Source organism: Nafulsella turpanensis ZLM-10, from assembly GCF_000346615.1.
Taxonomy (GTDB): Bacteria; Bacteroidota; Bacteroidia; order Cytophagales; family Cyclobacteriaceae; genus Nafulsella; species Nafulsella turpanensis.
Genome location: NZ_ANNU01000016.1, coordinates 1 through 19,348, shown reverse-complemented (window position 1 = coordinate 19,348; position 19,348 = coordinate 1). Strand labels below are relative to the sequence as shown.

At 47.7% G+C, this 19,348-nt stretch carries 15 protein-coding genes; 12 read left to right on the top strand and 3 right to left on the bottom strand.

The window, feature by feature from the left end; all coding sequences use genetic code 11:
• Window positions 1-244: 244 nt before the first annotated feature.
• From F752_RS0107410 to F752_RS0107345, 11 genes are all read left to right on the top strand, one after another.
• Window positions 245-2,731: a zinc-dependent metalloprotease gene (locus F752_RS0107410; protein ID WP_017731096.1), complete on the top strand. Its 2,487-nt coding sequence runs from the start codon at window positions 245-247 to the stop codon at window positions 2,729-2,731.
• A gap of 102 nt (window positions 2,732-2,833) precedes the next feature.
• Window positions 2,834-3,949 carry a BamA/TamA family outer membrane protein gene (locus tag F752_RS0107405; protein ID WP_017731095.1) on the top strand — a complete coding sequence of 372 codons (1,116 nt, stop codon included), beginning with the start codon at window positions 2,834-2,836 and terminating at the stop codon, window positions 3,947-3,949.
• A gap of 54 nt (window positions 3,950-4,003) precedes the next feature.
• Window positions 4,004-4,810, top strand: a complete 807-nt coding sequence (locus F752_RS0107400; protein ID WP_017731094.1) for a DUF1963 domain-containing protein — start codon at window positions 4,004-4,006, stop codon at window positions 4,808-4,810.
• A gap of 118 nt (window positions 4,811-4,928) precedes the next feature.
• Window positions 4,929-6,107 (top strand): PAS domain-containing sensor histidine kinase, encoded by a 1,179-nt coding sequence (locus tag F752_RS25255; protein WP_017731093.1) that lies wholly within the window; start codon window positions 4,929-4,931, stop codon window positions 6,105-6,107.
• 352 nt (window positions 6,108-6,459) lie between these two features.
• Window positions 6,460-6,834, top strand: coding sequence for a cupin domain-containing protein (locus F752_RS0107390; protein WP_017731092.1), 375 nt, complete (start codon window positions 6,460-6,462; stop codon window positions 6,832-6,834).
• A gap of 88 nt (window positions 6,835-6,922) precedes the next feature.
• Entirely contained in the window at window positions 6,923-8,326 is a 1,404-nt protein-coding gene (fumC, locus tag F752_RS0107385) for a class II fumarate hydratase (protein ID WP_017731091.1), read from the top strand.
• Window positions 8,327-8,514: 188 nt separating this feature from the next.
• Complete coding sequence (locus F752_RS0107375) at window positions 8,515-9,135, top strand: coiled-coil domain-containing protein (RefSeq protein ID WP_017731089.1); 621 nt, start codon at window positions 8,515-8,517, stop codon at window positions 9,133-9,135.
• Between the two features lie 314 nt (window positions 9,136-9,449).
• Window positions 9,450-10,811: a DNA recombination protein RmuC gene (gene rmuC, locus F752_RS0107365; RefSeq protein ID WP_236613992.1), complete on the top strand. Its 1,362-nt coding sequence runs from the start codon at window positions 9,450-9,452 to the stop codon at window positions 10,809-10,811.
• Between the two features lie 301 nt (window positions 10,812-11,112).
• Window positions 11,113-12,816, top strand: a complete 1,704-nt coding sequence (gene recJ / locus F752_RS0107355; RefSeq protein WP_017731085.1) for a single-stranded-DNA-specific exonuclease RecJ — start codon at window positions 11,113-11,115, stop codon at window positions 12,814-12,816.
• 100 nt (window positions 12,817-12,916) lie between these two features.
• The gene (gene lptB, locus F752_RS0107350; protein WP_017731084.1) at window positions 12,917-13,648 is read left to right on the top strand and encodes an LPS export ABC transporter ATP-binding protein; all 732 of its coding nucleotides are present in this window, start codon (window positions 12,917-12,919) and stop codon (window positions 13,646-13,648) included.
• Window positions 13,649-13,661: 13 nt separating this feature from the next.
• Window positions 13,662-15,194, top strand: coding sequence for a GH3 auxin-responsive promoter family protein (locus F752_RS0107345; protein ID WP_017731083.1), 1,533 nt, complete (start codon window positions 13,662-13,664; stop codon window positions 15,192-15,194).
• Window positions 15,195-15,296: 102 nt separating this feature from the next.
• On the opposite strand, the gene F752_RS0107340 is transcribed toward F752_RS0107345, so the two are convergent.
• The 3 genes from F752_RS0107340 to F752_RS0107330 form a co-directional block, all read right to left on the bottom strand.
• On the bottom strand, window positions 15,297-15,917 hold the full coding sequence (locus F752_RS0107340) for a thioredoxin family protein (protein WP_017731082.1): 621 nt from the start codon (window positions 15,915-15,917) through the stop codon (window positions 15,297-15,299).
• 14 nt (window positions 15,918-15,931) lie between these two features.
• On the bottom strand, window positions 15,932-16,420 hold the full coding sequence (locus F752_RS0107335) for a TlpA family protein disulfide reductase (protein WP_017731081.1): 489 nt from the start codon (window positions 16,418-16,420) through the stop codon (window positions 15,932-15,934).
• An 86-nt stretch (window positions 16,421-16,506) separates the two neighbouring features.
• Complete coding sequence (locus F752_RS0107330) at window positions 16,507-18,285, bottom strand: chloride channel protein (RefSeq protein WP_017731080.1); 1,779 nt, start codon at window positions 18,283-18,285, stop codon at window positions 16,507-16,509.
• Between the two features lie 126 nt (window positions 18,286-18,411).
• Between F752_RS0107330 and F752_RS0107325 the strand changes: the two genes are divergently transcribed.
• A partial coding sequence (locus F752_RS0107325) for a sugar phosphate nucleotidyltransferase (RefSeq protein ID WP_017731079.1) occupies window positions 18,412-19,348 on the top strand: 937 nt, incomplete at its 3' end.

Here is a 19,348-nt window from a genome sequence, read left to right as displayed (position 1 = left end):
TTCAGAGAACCTTGTTACGTAGAAGAGAGACGATACATATATATTATATAATGCAGAATAAAGAAAATCCATGATTTCCTAAAATATGACAGTTTGGTGGATTCCCTTTGATCTAAGAAAGGAACCCTGGACTAGCTCATTCTTCTTCAGGCAAAATTATCTTCAAACAGCAGAGGCTTACTCTGTTTAATTCCTCTCTTTTTCCTATATTAATAGCTTTATTACGCACTCCACCGTTTTGTTTATGTTAAAATTGTCACGGAACCTGTTCCTCCTTCTGTTAATTGTCTCTACTGCTTGTAAATCTACTCCGCCCGCCGCACCTTCTGCAGCAAAAGATGAGACTGCTCATGCCGGAAACCTTCCTTCCATTGAGTCACAAACTGAGGCAGCAGCCTACTACGATGGCTTTATTCCTTTTTATTTAGATGCAGAAAAGGGCAAATTACTACTAGAAGTTAGCCAGCTCAACCATGAGCTGCTGTATGTGAACTACCTGAGCTCTGGTATTGGCTCTAACGATATTGGCCTGGACCGTGGTCAGATTGGAAACAGCCGTGTGGTGAAGTTTGTCCGCAGCGGAAATAAGATGCTGTTAATTCAACCAAATTACGATTACCGGGCTATCACCAATAACCCTGACGAAAAGGCTGCTGTGGAAGAGGCATTCGCTCAATCGGTTCTCTGGAGCTTCCCCATCGTAGCCAGGGAGGATGAGAAATGGCTGGTAGATGCCACCGAATTCTTTTTACAGGACGCTCACGGGGTGGCTCATACATTAAAAGAAAGTGGACAGGGTTCGTATCAGTTAAATAAAGACCGCTCGGTACTGTATCCTGAGCGAACTAAAAACTTTCCTGAAAATACTGAAGTAGAGTCACTACTTACCTTTACAGGGGAGCCGCAGGGGAGCTATATTCAGCAGGTAGCACCCAGCCCCGAAGCGGTAAGTGTGCGGCTGCATCATTCCCTTGTACAGCTGCCCGATAGCGGATATGAACCGCGCCCTTTCGATCCGCGTGCCGGATATTTTGGCATTAGCTTTGCCGATTATGCAAGCCCGATTGATGAGCCACTGCAAAAACGTTTTATTGCCCGCCATCGCCTGTCTAAAAAAAATCCGGAGGCGGCGGTAAGTGAGGCAACAGAACCCATTATCTACTATCTCGACCGCGGCACCCCGGAGCCTGTACGCTCTGCCCTGCTGGAGGGCGCCCGCTGGTGGAATGAAGCTTTTGAGTCAGCAGGCTATAAAGATGCTTTCCGGGTAGAAATGCTACCGGAGGGAGCCGACCCCTTGGATGTACGCTACAACGTAATTCAATGGGTACACAGGGCTACCCGCGGCTGGAGTTACGGAGCAACGGTTATGGACCCTCGTACCGGCGAAATTATTAAAGGACATGTAAGCCTAGGGTCTTTACGAGTAAGGCAGGATATATTAATCGCAGAAGGCCTTACAGCTCCGTACGCAGAGGGAAAGGAGCAGAATGAAGAGGTTAAACAGATGGCCCTGAGCCGCCTGAAGCAGCTGTCCGCTCATGAAGTAGGGCATACCCTTGGCCTTTCTCACAATTTTGCCGCCAGCGCCAGCGGCCGCACCTCTGTAATGGACTATCCCCACCCACTGGCAATTTTGAGGGAGAACGGCAGCATAAATCTATCCGAAGCCTATGATGCCGGTGTTGGGGAGTGGGATAAAACCGCTATTCGCTACGGCTATCAGGATTTCCCTGAGGAGGTAAATAAAGAGGTTGCCCTGAAAGCTATTCTGGACGAAATGACAGAAAAGGGGTTGCTTTTTATTTCTGATGCCGATGCACGTCCTGCAGGAGGGGCTCATGCAAGTGCCCATTTGTGGGACAATGGCGCCAACCCTGTAAATGAACTGGACCGGATACTGGAGATCCGCAGGCATGCCCTCATGAAGTTCGGGACTGACAATATTAAAACCGGAGCTCCACTGGCTACCCTCGAAGAGGTATTGGTTCCTCTATACCTTTCGCACCGCTACCAGGTGGAAGCGGTAGCCAAGCTGCTCGGCGGGCTGGAATATGCCTATACCGTTAAAGAAGATGATTACCGGGAAGTGGAGCCTGTCCCTGCCCCACTGCAACAACAGGCCCTTGAGGCAATGTTAAATACCCTGGATCCCGCTGTTCTTCGTATGCCGGAGCATATTCTTACCCTTATTCCACCACGGCCACCCGGCTACAGTCGAAACAGGGAAACATTTGACAGCCACATGGGTGTAGCCTTTGATCCAATGGCAGCTGCAGAGAGCGCAGCCGGCCATAGCCTGAGCCTGCTGCTGCACCCTGCCAGAGCAGCCCGCCTTAGCATGCAACAGGCGCTGAATCCCCAGCTACCAGGGTTTAAAGAAACTCTCCAGGCACTGATGAACCAGACATGGCCACAGAATTTCAACACTGGCTATGAAGGCCAGCTTCAGCAGCTCATGGCGCGCCTGAGCCTGCAGCAGATCTTACAACTGGCCGCTCAGAATGAGGCAGGCACCAGCACTCAGGGTATCGCACTGCAGGCAGTTTACCTTCTTCAGAAAGATTTACAGCAGCGTCTTGCCAAGGCTACAGAGCAGGATCAGCCACTGTATTACTGGGCCCTGCAACAAATAAAACGATTTGAACAGGAGCCCGAAAGCTTCAGGACAGCAAAGCCGCTGGACCTGCCCCCCGGCTCTCCAATTGGCAGCGATATTTGCGCCTATTAGAAGAATGTTCATTAAAGGCAGGAGACTGAACGTTGAAAATCACCGTTATCAACCGCTGCTCTTTCCTTTGCCCTTCGTCATAGAATCAGTAACAGTAAATGTATGCGTGTAAAATCTCTACTGCTCCTTTGCCTGCTCTGCAGCCTGTTTCCTTCCGGCATTTTTGCCCAGGATGCTGGCTTCCCTGCCGATACGACTGATGCCATTAAGGAAAAGAACGGAGGATGGGTAGCGCTGCCGGTTGTTTACTACACCCCCGAAACCCGCTTTGGCTTTGGCGCTCTCGGCATGAGGCTCTTCAGCCTCGATGCAGCCGATACAAGTGTACGCACCTCCAATGTGCAGCTATACGGCCTCTATACCCTCAATAAACAGCTGATGATCTCTCCCAGCTATACCCTCTTTTTTCCGGAAGAGAAATACATACTGGACGGGAATCTGGCTTATTTTAAATTCCCGCGCTACTACTACGGCATTGGCAATGATCTGCCCGAAACAAACGAGGAGCTGGTCGATTACACCCTTCTGCGCCTCGAGAACCGGCTCCTCCGAAAGCTGGACAGGCAGCTCTTTGCCGGTATTCAGTGGAATTACTATAAAGTGTTTAATGTACAGCAACAGGAGGGTGGGCTGCTGGTGAGCACGCAGCCCTACGGCTGGGATGGCTATACCGCCTCCGGCATTGGTGCGGCACTGGTGTACGACTCCCGTGACCTGGTAGTGAACCCATCCGGAGGTACTTACCTTGAACTGAGTTCTGTTTTTAACGGCAGCATTACCGGCAGTCAATATTCTTTCAATCATTATACCCTCGATGCCCGCAGGTACTACCTGCTTCATGCCAACAGGCACATCCTGGCCCTGCAGGCCTTCGGAAGCTTTACCACCGGAGAGGTTCCCTTTCTGCAGCTCAGCCAGCTCGGAAGCGCCACCATTATGCGCGGGTATTACCAGGGCCGCTACCGAGACAAGAACCTGCTGGCCGCCCAGGCTGAGTACCGGCTCCCTGTTTGGTGGCGAATTGGTGCGGCTGCCTTTGCCGGCTTTGGCGATGTAGCTCCTTCTCTGGATGAGTTTTCCTTCTCCACACTAAAACCCTCTTACGGCCTTGGACTCCGTTTTATGGTTAATGAAAGTGAGAAGGTAAACATTCGCTTCGACTATGCCTGGGGACAGGAAACCAGCGGCTTCTATCTTGAAATAACAGAAGCTTTTTAAATCCGTTATACTAGCGGTGCAGGCAAACATCTCCACCTACTTTTTTATTTGCCAATGAGTATTTTTTCAAAGATGAAGCAATGGCTGAAGCCTTCGCCGGTAAACGGAGCTCCCGCACAGCCTAAAGCACTCTCACCTGATGAGGTGTTGCAGAAAATTAATGTCTACAAAAGAACCACCTGGGTACCAGTGGTAGATGAAGAAGAGCAAAACATACTGGCCTCCAAGATTGGCGGCCGCGCTTACATCCCTTCGGGGGAGGAGCATCCTCATTGCCCGAACTGCCACAAAGAGCTCACCCTTTTTCTTCAGCTTAACCCGCAGGATCTTCCCGCTCCTAACGATCTTGATCTGGAGCCTGAGCAGCTTATCCAGCTTTTTTACTGCACCAGCAAGGAGCCTCATTGCGAGGTAGAGTGTGAAGCTTATTTTCCTTTTTCAAAAAGTGTGCTGGCAAGGACCCTTCCGCTCCCTGCCACAGCTCCTCAGGATAGCCTCGCCGTTATGGCTCCCCGTCAGTTTCCTGAACAGACAATTGTCGAATGGATAGAGCATGAAGATTATCCTGACTGGCACGAAATGCAGGTGGGGGATGCTCAGTTAAGTTCGGAAGAGGTAGAGGTACTTGAAAACAGTGAGCTTGGTATACCCAAAGCGGCAGATAAACTGGGCGGCTGGCCCTACTGGGTGCAAAGTGTGGAATACCCGCTTTGCCCCGAATGCGGCATCCAAATGCAGATGATCTTTCAGTTAGACTCTAAGCACCACTTACCTTACATGTTCGGCGACATGGGAGTGGCGCACCTGCACCAGTGCCGGCTCCACAAAAACAGGCTGGCTTTTGGATGGGCCAGCTATTAGGCATCCTATCCACCTGCAGAACAATTCCTTAACAACTATTTTATTACATCCACGTAACAAAAAGGACCTAATATCCATATTAATTATGGGTGTTTTCTTCTAATGAAAAAGCGACTACATGAAAAGCGATTTTACGGCGGAACAGCTTAAGGCAATCCTTGAGAGCGTTCACGATGCAGTGTATATTGGAGCTAAGAACGGGATGAGCACGTGCAATCAGCAGTTTCTGGATTTGCTGGGCTGCAAGGAAATAAGCACTCTGAGTGGAGGAATTGAGGAACTGAACCGGAAAATCAATAGCCGCCTTGCCAGCACCGGCAAGAGAATAAGCCAGGAAAATGAGCCGTTTGTACGGGCCCTAAAAGGCACGAAAGTAGTCGAAGAGCTGGTTATCACTAACCTTAAAACAGGCAAAGACATGTTTGTCCGTTGTGCTGCCTCCCCTATTTCGCTCAATAATGAGCTAATAGGAGCTGTTGCGGTATATACGGACATTACAGAAAAGAAGCTTGCCGAAAAAAGATTAAAAGATGCGATTAAAGAGGTAGAAACGGTCAATAAAGAGCTGCAGGCCTTTACTTATGCCGTCTCGCACGACCTCAAGAGCCCTCTCAGCAGCATTTACGGACTAGCCGCCCTCCTTCTTAAAAGTGATGAGAGCCAGATTTCCGATAAAGATAAATACATGATTAACCTGATTATGCAGTCGAGCGAAAAGCTTGGGAAGCTGATTAATCAGATGCTGCAGCTGGCCAAAATCAGCAAGATTGAGTTCAATTATACTTCCGTTAATCTCAGCAACATTGCCCACATGGTGCTTGATAATTATACTTTTGAGCATAAAACAAAGCCGGAGGTAGAAATAGAAGAAAACATGACCGCCTATGGCGATGAAGCCCTTCTTCATTCCGTAGTGCAGAACCTGCTGACGAATGCCATTAAATACAGCTCCAAACGCCCCAACCCAAAGATTAAAATGGGGGTAAAAGAAGGAAAGGAGAAGAAGATATTTTATGTGGAGGATAATGGCGTTGGCTTCGACCCAGATCGAATCGATGACCTGTTCAAGCCTTTCAAGCGCCTGCACCAGAACAGCGAGTTTGCCGGCTCCGGCATTGGCCTCTCCACCGTAAAGCGCATCATCGAGCGGCATGGTGGCCATGTTTGGGCCGATGGAAAACTAGGCAAAGGCGCCACCTTCTACTTTTCTCTGCCCGACAGCCAGCAAATGGCCCACCTCAAAGACCGTGAACCCTACATCCTTAGCGAGGAGCAGAAAGACAAGGTTTCAGCATAATTCAGAAAACGCCCTCCTCATTTTCCCCAGGGGCAAAAGGCTCCTGATACCCTCCTTTGTCTCGTAAAGCACTTACACAGAGGCGAAAGCCTTCTCCTCAAAATCAATTAGCTCTTTTTGCGCCAGCGAAGCATCGGACATAAAATTGGCGCTTCCTTTACTTCATAAACAGCTGCACCTATCCTTCTGGTAAAAGACAGGCAGTCAAAAGCAAGAAGGGAAAATCCAGAGGTACTTCATCTCCGCAAAGCAAGGCTGTTTATTACCGGAATACTTTTGACACGCCTAAAAACAATTTATCTCGGCATACCTTTAATTGGTATATAAGTCCTGAACCCTTAATTTTTTAGCCATGGATGGAGAGAAGAAATACATTAAGCAGAGCAATCCTTTTAAGGTGCCCACCACCGATAATAAACTGATTGAAGAGCATTTTGGTCGGGCCAGCAGCGGCGATAAAACCTTTAGTGTCGCTCACATGGTAGCGCCCCCGCACTGGAGTGAGCCCCACCAGACACCCGATTTCGATGAGGTAACCTATATGATTCGCGGCCGAAAGCAAATAGAAATTGATGGTGAAGTGGTAGAGCTGAAAGCAGGGGAATCTATTCTGATAAAAAAAGGAGCCCGAATCCGCTATGCCAATCCCTTCGACGAGGAGTCGGAATATCTCTCAGTTTGCATTCCCGCCTTTTCTCCGGAAACTGTTAATCGGGAGGAGGAATAAATCCACCGGGGCTTTTGGCGCATAAAAGCCTATTTTTTTCTATTTTTGCGCCAGCATTTTTTTGAAATCAGCCTAAATAAAATTCTTTATGAGCTACAGAACCGAAAAAGATACCATGGGCCCAATTGAGGTGCCTGCCGATAAGTACTGGGGTGCCCAGACCCAGCGCTCGCTGCAAAACTTCAACATTGGCGGCCCTACCATGCAAATGCCGCTCGAAATTATCCACGCTTTTGCCATCCTCAAGAAAGCAGCCGCCCTCACCAATGCCGATTTAGGCGTGCTCGACAAGGAAAAAGCTAATATGATTGCCGGTGTATGCGATGAAATTTTAAAAGGAGAGCTCGACGAACAGTTTCCGCTGAAAATTTGGCAGACCGGTTCCGGCACTCAAAGCAACATGAACGTAAATGAGGTGGTAGCCAACCGTGCCCACGTAAAAGCCGGCGGGCAGCTAACTGACGAGAAAAAGGAAATCCACCCGAACGACGACGTAAATAAGTCGCAGTCGAGCAACGATACTTTCCCTACGGCCATGCATATTGCCGGTTATAAGATAGTAGTAGAGCATACTATTCCGCTGGTAGAGCAGCTGCGCAATACGCTCGACAAAAAAGCCAAGGCCTTTGCCGAGGTAGTAAAAATTGGCCGTACCCACTTTATGGATGCCACCCCGCTTACGCTGGGCAATGAGTTTAGCGGCTATGTATCGCAGCTCGACCATGGCCTAAAGGCACTCCGCAATACCCTCGACCACCTGAGTGAACTGGCGCTGGGCGGCACAGCCGTAGGTACAGGCCTTAATACTCCCGAAGGTTACGATGTAAAAGTAGCCGAAAAGATAGCCGAGCTCAGCGGCCATCCTTTTCGCACGGCAGAAAACAAATTCGAAGCTCTGGCAGCACACGATGCCATTGTCGAAACCATGGGAGCCCTGCGCCAGCTGGCCGTGAGCCTGATGAAAATCGCCAACGACATCCGCATGCTTTCGTCCGGCCCGCGCTCCGGCATTGGTGAAATAGTAATTCCGGAAAATGAGCCAGGCTCTTCTATTATGCCTGGCAAGGTAAACCCTACCCAGAGCGAAGCCCTCACCATGGTATGCGCCCAGATAATAGGCCTCGACAACGCCACCAGCATCGGCGGCATGAATGGCCACTTTGAGCTGAACGTGTTTAAGCCGATGATGATTTACAACCTGCTAACTGCTGCACGCCTGCTGGGCGATGCCTGCCGTTCCTTCGATGAGAACTGCGCAGTAGGTATTGAGCCGAACCACGAGCGCCTGAAAATGCACCTCGAAAACTCTTTGATGCTGGTTACAGCGCTTAATCCGCACATTGGCTACGACAATGCAGCAAAAATTGCGAAAACAGCACATAGAGAAGGCACCACCCTTCGGGAAGCCGCTCTTAAACTTGGGCTGCTTACAAACGAGCAGTTCGATGAGTGGGTACGCCCCGAAGATATGATTGGTAGCCTGAAGAAGTAATAAAAAGGTACCGCTAACTTTACAGTTTTACAGCCTGACCACCCTTACAAAAAGGACAGTCAGGCTGTTTCTGTTTGCTTTGAACGGTGCATGTACTAAAAAGGCGAAATCTACCTGATAAATAACAGGGGCCTGTTTTGTGCTTTCTGGCATAATGCATACTTTTAGAAGAAAATTAACACCATAAAATGAAAAAGGCAGCCATATTATTAAGTCTTCTCTTTTGCTTTTGCCTCATAATTCCTGCAAAAGCCCAGCTTTCCAGAAAAGAAAAGAAAGAGTGGAAGAAGCAAATGAAGCGCATGGAGGTAGAGGAATTTAAGAACCTGATAGAAGAAAAGCAGTCGCTCGAAGGTGAAGTAAACCAGCTAAGTTCGCAGGTGAGCGGCATACAGGCACAGCTGAAGGAAAAAAACAACCAGGTAGAAAAGCTACAAAATGAGTTGAAAGATACCCAAAACCAGCTGGAAGAAGCCAAAGCAACGCTTACCAAACTCCAGCAGGATGACAGCATGGACATTTCCCGCCAGGGCAACCAAACCCGCGTGGCCAAAGGCGTGGTATTTAAAGTTCAGATTGGCGCCTTCCGTAACAAGGACCTCAGCAAATATTTCGATAAGGCCGGCAGCTTCGACGGCGAAGTCGACAACAGCCTGGAACGCTACACCTTAGGAATTTTCCAGGATTACTGGGAGGCCGATAAGTTTAAGAAATACCTTCGCGATATGGGCGTAAAAGATGCATGGGTAGTAGCCTATAAAGACGGCCAGCGCGTTCCGTTGAAAGACGTACTGGAAGGAGTGATATAATATTGAGTCATGAGACAGGGTATATTACCCTACCCTGATACCAAAATTAATTTGTTTACATTCGATAAAGAGGCTGTTCCGGAAGGGCAACCTCTTTTTTTATTAAAAAAAGAAGTATGACTTAATTAATTTTTCATTCCCAGCCGAAAGCCCTTCCGCTCATTCTCTCACATATAGCATAAAATGTGTAGCTTTATAGGAGTGCTTGGTCCATCTGGCGAAGTAAGGAACCTCCTCACGGTAAATGCTTATTCCAGGAAATCGACAACAGGTTCTTTTAAGCCTGGAGAAAGCACCCACAAAAAATCAGAATCATGCTAAATTTGGAACATTGGCTTATGGCAGGCGGCTTTCTGCTGGCCGGCCTCCTCATCGGCTGGCTGATTGCCCGGCTGCAGCAGCAGGCAGCCAATAAAGGCCTGCTCCAACAAATCAATCAGCAGGATAAGGAACTGAGCCTCCTGCAGGCACAGCAGCAACAGCAGAATAAACAATACCTGAAACTCGAAGAGCAGCACGAGTCGCTCCATACCGCAAAGGCAGGGCTGGAGCGAAGTCTGCTACAGGCACAGGCCGAAAACCGCCACCTCCAGGAAAAGCTCCAGACACAGAAAGAGGAAACACAAAAGCTACAGGAACAGCTAAAAGAGCAGTTCGAAAATATAACCAGCCGTATGCTGGCCGATTCACGCGAACAGCTTTCCCGCTCCAATCAGGAAAGACTCAACTTAATTCTTGACCCTTTAAAGGAGCGAATTTCAGCCTTTGAAAAAAAGGTGGATGAGTCTTACAAGAACCAGTCAGTAGAACAGGGAGTGCTCAGGAGCGAAATTGAAAAGCTGATGCAGCTGAACCAGCACATGAGCGAAGAGGCTCGCAACCTTACCCATGCCCTTAAGGGCGATAATAAAACGCAGGGCAACTGGGGCGAAATGGTGCTGGAAAGAATACTGGAGAGCAGCGGCCTCAGCAAAGGGCAGGAGTACATTTTGCAGGGCGAGGAAATGCAACTCCGCACCGAAGAGGGTCGCCTGCAGAAGCCGGACGTGATCATCCGCCTGCCGGAGGGAAAACACCTGATCATCGATGCCAAGGTATCCTTAAAAGCTTACGAACAGTTTTGCTGTGCCGCCACAGAAGAAGAAAGAATCATCTGCCTCAAGCAACATGTAAACAGCCTGAAGGGGCATGTCAAAGGCCTTTCAGAAAAACACTACCACACTCAAAAGAAGCTGCATGCCCCGGATTTCGTGCTGCTGTTTCTTCCTATCGAAGCCTCTTTTAGCCTCGCACTCGGCAGCGAAAGTAACGACCTCTTTACCTTTGCCTGGGAGCGTAAGGTAGTAATCGTAAGCCCTACCACCTTATTGGCTACTCTCCGGACTACTGCATCGATCTGGAAATACGAAAAGCAGAACCGCCATGCGTTGCAAATTGCAGAAGAAGGCGGCAAGCTGTACGATAAGCTGTTTAACTTTGTGGCCGAGCTTGAAAAGGTAGGGAAATATATGCAGCAGGGGCAGGACAGCTATCATGAAGCTATGAAAAAGCTCGCATCGGGCCGTGGCAACCTGCTCGAGCGTGCCGAAAAGCTCAAAGCCCTTGGGGTAGCCAGCAAAAAAGATATTGAACAGCTCCAGTGGGTTCAGCAGAATGGCCGAACGGAGGCTCCCTGATCAGGAAAAGAAAATAAACAAAATCAGGATAAACAGTATCATAAAGAGGTACATCAGTCCATCCACCTGAATGTACTGCTTATATCTGGTATAGTAAGCTTGTAATCTTTTAAGCATATCAGCCCTTTAACAGCTGCCTGGGCAAAAGGCGTTCAGGCTTCTTAAAAATTTTCAGCTAAAATAGTGAAAAGCCGGGCAATTGAATAAAATTTGTTGACGTTTTGTTAGATGAGTCAGTGAGGTGGTATTTCCGTCACCAGTACTTTCCATTAGGATAGTTTAATTCGTATCTTCGGGGGTTATGACAAAAAGGTGGGTAATAAAAGAATCGGCAGAGCAGGCAGTCGTAAAACACTTATCTGAAGCCATCAATATAAATACAACACTGGCTGGTTTGCTGGTGCAAAGAGGGGTACAAACTTTTGAGGAAGCTAAAAAATTTTTTCGCCCATCGCTGGATGATCTGCACGATCCCTTCCTGATGAAGGATATGGACAGGGCGGTAGAGCGGCTGGAAACAGCCCTCGACCAGGGCCAGAAAGTGCTGGTGTATGGCGATTATGATGTAGATGGCACTACCTCTGTAGCCCTCTTTTATGGATTTATGCAGGATCACTACCCGGGTATAAAATTTTACATCCCCGACCGCTATAAGGAAGGCTATGGCATTTCTGAAGCAGGTATTGACTGGGCCATTGAAGAAAAGTTCGACCTCATTATAAGCCTCGACTGCGGCATTAAAGCGGTCAACATGATCGGAAAGGCCGCCGCAGCCGGTATCGACTTTATTGTCTGCGACCACCACCTGCCCGGGGCCCAGCTACCTCCTGCTTTTGCCGTGCTCGATCCAAAACGGCCCGACTGCTCCTACCCGTTTAAAGAGCTCAGCGGCTGCGGTATTGGATTTAAATTACTGCAGGCTTTCTGCATCAAGAATAATATTGACCTGGATGATCTTTATCCTTACCTCGACTTAGTAGCGGTTAGCATCGCGGCCGATATTGTGCCACTGGTAGGAGAAAACCGCATTCTTGCCCATTTCGGGCTACAGCAGCTCAACAGCAATCCCCGCCCCGGCCTCCAGGCCCTCATTAACCTGGCAGGTTTTAAGAGTCAGATTGATATTAACAGCATTGTTTTTGGGATTGGCCCCCGTATTAATGCCTCCGGCCGTATTGCCCATGCGAAAACAGCTGTTAAACTACTCCTCAGCAAGGATCTTGAAGAGGCAGAAAGTATTGCCACCATCATTAATGACAAAAATACCGAGCGCCGTAGTTTCGATACCAACATTACACGCGAGGCGCTGGAAATGATCGAGCAAAACCCGCTCAGCAGCAATGCCAAGAGTACTGTCCTGTTTAAGAATGACTGGCATAAAGGCGTCATCGGTATTGTGGCCTCTCGCTGCATCGATAGTTATTACCGCCCTACCATTATCCTTACCGAGTCGAACAATAAAGCCACCGGCTCCGCCCGTTCTGTGGTAGGCTTCGACATTTACGAAGCTATTTCAGAATGCAGCGATTTACTGCTACAGTATGGAGGCCATATGTATGCGGCTGGCCTTACCATGGAGGTAGACAAAGTGGAAGCCTTTCAGCAGCGTTTCGAAGAGGTGGTATCGAGCCGCATTCGGCCGGAGCAGTTGGTTCCACAAATAGAAATTGACCAGACCATTACCCTCGACCAGGTAACTCCCCGTTTCAATAAAATTTTAAAGCAGATGGGACCCTTTGGGCCACTGAATATGCAGCCCGTTTTTATAACAGAAAATGTAAAAGCGACCGGCAGGCCACGGGTTTTAAAGAACAAGCACCTGAAATTGAACCTCGCACAGGAAGAAGGAGGTCCGGTACTGGATGCCATTGGTTTTGATATGGCAGATTATTTTGCTATGATTGATAGCGGCATGCGCTTCCATATAGCCTATACTATAGAAGAAAACAGCTACTGGGGTCCCGATGCCCTGCAACTCTGCCTGAAAGACATTAAGTTCGATTAGGAGGACTGAATGCTTAAAATTTTCTTTTGCTGAAATATTAGCTAAAATTGTAGCATAAATTTAGGTAAAAGCCCTTGGCACCCCATTGGCCGGAAAAACTATGATATTAAGAGCTGAAAATCTGGTTAAGAAGTATAAAAAACGCACGGTAGTCAACCACGTTTCGGTAAGTGTGGAGCAGGGCGAAATTGTAGGCCTCCTTGGTCCGAATGGCGCCGGCAAAACCACTTCATTTTATATGATTGTAGGGCTTATTAAGCCAAATGAAGGGACCATTTTTCTGGATAATGAAGATATTACCAGCCTACCGATGTACCGCCGTGCCAAACGAGGCATTGGTTACCTTGCACAGGAGGCTTCTGTTTTCCGAACACTTACCGTTGAGGAAAATATTCTGGCCGTACTTGAAATGACCAAGCTTTCCAAAGCCGAACAGAAAGATAAAATGGAGAGCCTGCTGGAGGAGTTTAGCCTTACCCATGTTCGGAAAAACCAGGGAATGGTGCTCTCCGGTGGAGAACGCCGCCGTACCGAGATTGCCCGTGCACTAGCCGTAGACCCCAATTTTGTGCTGCTCGACGAACCCTTTGCCGGTGTGGACCCTATTGCCGTAGAGGAAATACAAGGCATTGTGGCGCAGCTAAAGAATAAAAATATTGGTATACTAATTACCGACCACAATGTAAATGAAACCCTCTCGATTACTGACCGCGCCTACCTGATGTTTGAAGGAAAGCTCCTGAAGGCAGGAACGGCTGAAGAGCTCGCAGCCGATGAGCAGGTGAGGAGAGTATACCTGGGGCAAAACTTCGAATTAAAAAGAAAAATTTAATACGCTGCCCTCTATGTCTGAGATTATTAATAAAGTAATCACCTGGTTCCTGAAGCACCGCATAAAAGAGGTGGAAAACTTCATGCAAAACCCCCATGATGTGCAGCAGGAGGTATTTAATGGATTAATTAATACAGCCCGCAAAACCGAATGGGGAAAAAAGTACGGCTATAAAGACATCAGGAGTACCCGCGATTTCCAGCAGCAGGTACCTGTTTCGACTTACGAAGAGCTGCAGCCCTATATCGAACGCACCATGAAGGGGGAACAAAACATTTTGTGGCCCAGTAAAATTGAGTGGTTTGCCAAGTCCTCTGGCACCACCAATGCGCGCAGTAAGTTTATCCCGGTTTCGCCCGAATCGCTTGAGGGTTGCCACATGAAGGGTGGCAAGGACATGATTTCTATTTATGTCAACAATTATTCCGATTCTAAAATCTTTTCCGGAAAGGGACTTACCATTGGAGGCAGCCATCAAATAAATGAACTGGACCAGAAGGGTGGCTCAAAGTATGGCGATGTATCGGCCGTAATAATGGCTAACCTTCCATTCTGGGCACAGAAAGTACGCTCTCCCAGCCTGGAGGTGGCCCTGATGAGCGAATGGAATGCAAAAATAGAGCGGATGGCGGAAGAAACCTCCCGCGAAAATATCACCAGCATTTCCGGCATTCCTACCTGGACGCTCGTGCTGATCGAGCGGGTTCTGGAAAAAACCGGGGCAGACAATATTCTGGAGGTATGGCCCAACCTGGAGCTGTTTGTTCATGGCGCCGTTGCTTTTCCGCCTTATGAACCTATCTTTAAAAAGCTGATTCCTTCTCCAAAAATGCGCTACATGGAGGTATACAATGCCACGGAAGGTTTTTTTGGCATACAGGATCAAAAAAATAGCGACGAAATGCTGCTGATGCTCGACTACGGCATTTTCTACGAGTTTATTGATATGCGGGAGCTGGGTAGCGGGGATCCGAAAGTGATAACGCTGGAGCAGGTAGAGGAAGAGAAGAACTATGCCATGCTCATCTCGACCAATGGCGGGCTATGGCGCTATATGATTGGCGATACGGTTAAGTTTACTTCCACCAACCCATACCGAATTAAAATTACCGGGCGCACAAAGCACTTTATCAATGCATTTGGCGAGGAAGTAGTAATTGAAAATGCAGAAAAGGCCATTACTACCGCCTGTAGCGCCACCGGGGCGGAAATAACGAACTTTACGGCAGCCCCAAAATACTTTGGCGATAAAAACCGCGGCAGCCATGAATGGGTGGTTGAATTTAGCAGCGAACCACACGATCAGGAGAAGTTTAATCGCCTGCTTGATGAAACACTTCGCCAGATTAATTCAGACTACGATGCGAAGCGCTACAATGATCTTGTTTTACAACCACTGGTAGTGCACGTTGCCCCTAAAGGCACCTTCCATCGCTGGATGGAAAAGCGTGGTAAGCTGGGTGGTCAAAACAAGGTTCCCCGCCTGAGCAATTCCCGCGAGTATATTGATGATATTCTGAAAATGCTGGAGAGACAACAGGTTTAAAAAGGAAGAATAAAGGTAAAATAAAAAACCGGCCGGGAAACGGCCGGTTTTTTATTTTACTTTTGAAGAATCAGACAAATAAGCTCCATATTTCTCAGCAACCTACTTGGATTCTTTCCACTTAATGGTACAGCCAATGGCTTTGGTAAAGTTGGTTGTAGGTTTTTTACCGGCAATCAGGCCATTAATAGCATCTTCCACATACTTTTTATCGGCTTTGGCAGCATCTTTATGGTTGTTGTCAATAGCGCCGATGTATTCCACCCGATAGCCTTTATTATCCTTCTTTAACAGGTATACCTCAGGTGTGCGTGTAGCCCCGTATGCAGTTGTAATTTGCTGTGTCTCGTCCTGCAGGTAGGGGAAAGGGTAGTTCTTTTCCTTTGCACGTGCCTGCATTTGTTCGAAGGAATCTCCCGGCTCCCGCTCCGGATCATTAGGATTAATGGCAATAACCGGGTAGCCTTTTGCCGCATATTGCTGATGGAGTGCAATAATCCTGTCTTCGTACATTTTTGCATAAGGGCAGGTGTTACAGGTAAAGATAACAATCGCACCTTTGGCATCTTTATACTGTGCAAGCGATACCTTTTCCCCATCGATATTCCGCAGAGAGAAGTCGGTAGCATAATCGCCCACCTTATACCCCTGTCCGTATACGGCAGCGGTGCTAAGGAGCAAAATGGCCAGAGCCATGAAACATAACTGAATAATTGCTTTCATATGGGAAGAGTTAATTACTGTTGAATTTCTGTAATCAGCTGATTTAATTCTGCTTCTGTCATCTCTCCTTCTACAAAACGTCTTTCATCACCGAAAATAACCAGTGTAGCGGGGATGGCACCCGACCAGGAAGGATCCACCTCATCAATAAAAGAATTGTAATCTGTTTCGTCCAGCAGTTTTACCGTGCTGCTCATCTTTTGCCTATCCACAAAAGGTTGCACCCGGCCTTCCAGTTTTTCCACATCATCGAGGCTAATGAGGTATACCTGAAGCTCGTCTGCACGGGCTTTTTGGGCAGCCTCAAAATACGGAAGCTCCTTTATGCAGGGCCGGCACCAGGTGGCCCAGAAGTTAATAACCTTTACCTTCTCTTCAGGCTTATTAATAATCTCCTCCAGCTCCGGAAACTTAATTACCTCCACAGACTGCGCCTGCAACGACAGGGAGCTAAGAATAAAAATTCCGAAGGCAAGGCCTAGACTTTGTACAAACTTTATCATGAGTATGGCTAATTTGTTACAATATAACAAAGGAGGAGGAGATAAGTGCCTTAAAAAGAGCAAAAAATTGACTGCCACTACCTGCCTTAGTCTTTCTGCTGGCGGATGAGCTTCTTTCGGTAGGCATTAAATATTCTCGACTTGGAGACAAAGCCTACATACTTCCCGTTATCGATTACAGGCAGATTCCAGGCTTCTGTTTTTTCAAACTTATTCATTACAGAAGGCATGCTTTCTGCAGAAGATACCTTGGCTGGTGGCTGCCGCATAATGGTTTTAACAATCACCTTACGGCGCATGTCTTCATCAAACATCACCTCCCGTATATCGTCCAGTGTAATTATTCCCTTCATTACACCCTTTTCATCCACCACGGCAAAGATATTTCGCTTGCTCACCTGCACTAGTTTTACAAGGTCGTCGACTGTAGCCCGCGGGTGGATCATCAGCAAATCGGTTTCAATAATTTTTTCCAGATGGATAAGGCTTAGCACCTGGCGGTCTTTATCGTGCGGAATAAGGTCGCCCCGCTCAATAAGTGTTTTGGTATAGAGAGAATATCTTTCGAAATAGGAAGCCGTCGTATAGGCAATGGCCGATACCAGCATCAGCGGAACGAACAGGGTATACCCACTGGTAATTTCTGCAATAAGAAAGATAGCTGTCAGGGGTGCATGCAGCACTCCACTCATGAGCCCGCACATCCCTACCAGGGTAAAATTGGCTATGCTGATTTCATCCGTAAAACCCAGGTAATTAATGAAACGGGCAAAAACAAAGCCCGTAACGCCGCCAAGGAAGAGAGAGGGGGCAAATACCCCTCCGCTTCCACCTGCTCCGAGGGTTAGCGCTGTTGCGACCGGTTTCAATAGCATAACCCCCAACAAAAATACCATCAGGTAAAGACCATCATCGGTTTTCTGAAAGAACAGGCTCCTGCTCAGGAGCGCTGCATCATGCCCGCTAAGCATGGCCTTAATGGTATCATAGCCTTCGCCATAAATCGGCGGAAAAAAGAATATAATTAACCCAAGACCTAAACCACCCAGAATGGCGCGAACGGTAATACTCTTTACATTTCCAATCCAGCCCTCCACCTTAAACATTACCCGCGTAAAGTAGTAGGAAACAAGGCCGCACAACAAACCAAGCAAAACAAAGAAAGGTGTATCGGAGGCGCTAAAAGGATCCTGCAGGCGGAAGGCAAATAGAATATCATCGCCCAGCAACACCAGCGAAACCAGAGAGCCGGCCACAGAGGCTATCAGCAGCGGAATAAAGGCGGCAATGGTTACTTCTGCCAGAATAACTTCAATACTAAAAATAACCCCTGCAATGGGCGAATTAAAAATGGAAGAGATAGCGCCAGCTGCACCACAGCCAATCAGCAGGGTACGCTTTTTATAGTTCAGGTGCATAAACTGGCCCACATTGGAACCGATAGCCGACCCTGTGACTACAATTGGCGCCTCCAGCCCCACAGAACCACCAAAACCTACCGTTAAGGCACTGGTGAGCATCCGCGAATACATTTTAGAGCGCCTGATGATGCTGGACTTTTTACTGATGGTATAAAGGATGTCGGTAATTCCGTGGCCTAACTTTTCCTTCAGGATGTAGCGAGCCAGGAAAACGGTTAATAAAATACCGGTAAGCGGGTAGGTAAGGTAAAGATAGTTGGCCAGGTCGTAGTTGAAGTTGCCAGTAATGGCCGCCTGTATAAAGTGAACCGCCTGCTTTAGCACCACTGCGGCAAGCCCGGCAATCATACCAATAATGCCGCTAAGGATCAGTACAAAATTTTTATTATTAATATGCCTGATCCGCCAGATAAGGAACCTTGTCAGAATATTGTTGCCGCTCATTACCACAAATTTACAATAATATTGCTATTTCAAAGGCCCCTATTAAAGGCTTCCTGCGGCTTCGCCCTACTTAACAATAAGGCAGCTGAGTAGGTTAAAGGACTGAAAAAAATTAACTTGCAGTATATGAAAGCAATTATTCCTGTTGCGGGCATAGGTACACGCCTTCGGCCTCATACCCATACACAACCTAAAGCGCTTGTGCCCGTGGCCGGCAAAGCTATTTTGTTGCACATAGTGGACATGCTCATCGAAAACGATGTAAAAGATTTCGTTTTTATTGTCGGCTATATGGGTATAAAAATCCGGAAGTTTATTCTTTCTCACTACAAAGATAAAGGCCTCAACATTGAATTTGTAGTACAGGAGCCCCGCGAAGGAATCGGTCATGCCCTTTATGTTGCCCGCGACACTTTTCGGAACGAGCAGAATGTCCTGATTATTTTGGGCGATACCATCGTTCAGCTTAACCTGGGCGAGTTTATGGAAAGTAAGCACTCCGTATTAGGGGTACGCAAAGTAAATACCCCCGGACAGTTTGGTATTGCAGAACTTAACAGCAAGGGCTTTATTAAAAAGGTGGTGGAGAAGCCAAAAATTCCTAAATCCAATCTTGCACTGGTTGGCTTTTATAAAATATCCGATCCTTTAAAGCTGGTAGAAGCGCTCGAGCATATTGTGGATAATAATATTAAAACCATCGGCGAATACCAGCTTACCGATGCCCTGATGTATATGATTGAGCAGGGCCACCTTATGACGACCATGCCGGTCGACAACTGGTTTGACTGCGGGAAGCGCCAGTCTTTACTCGATGCCAATGCCATTTTGCTGGGCAGAAACTATAAGAAGAGTCCTCTGCCTAAAAAATATCCCAATACCATCATCATTCCCCCGGTAAGTATTGGACAGAACTGTAAAATAACCAATTCCATTATCGGCCCAAATGTAGCCATAGGCGACGATACGGTGGTTACCTATTCAATTGTCGAAGATACCATTGTGGGCTCTTACAGCGAACTGAAGAACGTAATGCTGAACCACTCCATCGTAGGCAACGATA

Bases quoted from the DNA above. Each gene is read 5' to 3' on its own strand.
- F752_RS0107405 (WP_017731095.1), top strand. From the start codon at position 2,834: ATGCGTGTAAAATCTCTACTGCTCCTTTGCCTGCTCTGCAGCCTGTTT.
- F752_RS0107340 (WP_017731082.1), bottom strand. From the start codon at position 15,917: ATGAAAGCAATTATTCAGTTATGTTTCATGGCTCTGGCCATTTTGCTC.
- F752_RS0107345 (WP_017731083.1), top strand. From the start codon at position 13,662: ATGTCTGAGATTATTAATAAAGTAATCACCTGGTTCCTGAAGCACCGC.
- lptB (WP_017731084.1), top strand. From the start codon at position 12,917: ATGATATTAAGAGCTGAAAATCTGGTTAAGAAGTATAAAAAACGCACG.
- F752_RS0107400 (WP_017731094.1), top strand. From the start codon at position 4,004: ATGAGTATTTTTTCAAAGATGAAGCAATGGCTGAAGCCTTCGCCGGTA.
- recJ (WP_017731085.1), top strand. From the start codon at position 11,113: ATGACAAAAAGGTGGGTAATAAAAGAATCGGCAGAGCAGGCAGTCGTA.
- rmuC (WP_236613992.1), top strand. From the start codon at position 9,450: ATGCTAAATTTGGAACATTGGCTTATGGCAGGCGGCTTTCTGCTGGCC.
- F752_RS0107390 (WP_017731092.1), top strand. From the start codon at position 6,460: ATGGATGGAGAGAAGAAATACATTAAGCAGAGCAATCCTTTTAAGGTG.
- F752_RS0107410 (WP_017731096.1), top strand. From the start codon at position 245: ATGTTAAAATTGTCACGGAACCTGTTCCTCCTTCTGTTAATTGTCTCT.
- F752_RS25255 (WP_017731093.1), top strand. From the start codon at position 4,929: ATGAAAAGCGATTTTACGGCGGAACAGCTTAAGGCAATCCTTGAGAGC.
- F752_RS0107335 (WP_017731081.1), bottom strand. From the start codon at position 16,420: ATGATAAAGTTTGTACAAAGTCTAGGCCTTGCCTTCGGAATTTTTATT.
- F752_RS0107375 (WP_017731089.1), top strand. From the start codon at position 8,515: ATGAAAAAGGCAGCCATATTATTAAGTCTTCTCTTTTGCTTTTGCCTC.
- F752_RS0107330 (WP_017731080.1), bottom strand. From the start codon at position 18,285: ATGAGCGGCAACAATATTCTGACAAGGTTCCTTATCTGGCGGATCAGG.
- fumC (WP_017731091.1), top strand. From the start codon at position 6,923: ATGAGCTACAGAACCGAAAAAGATACCATGGGCCCAATTGAGGTGCCT.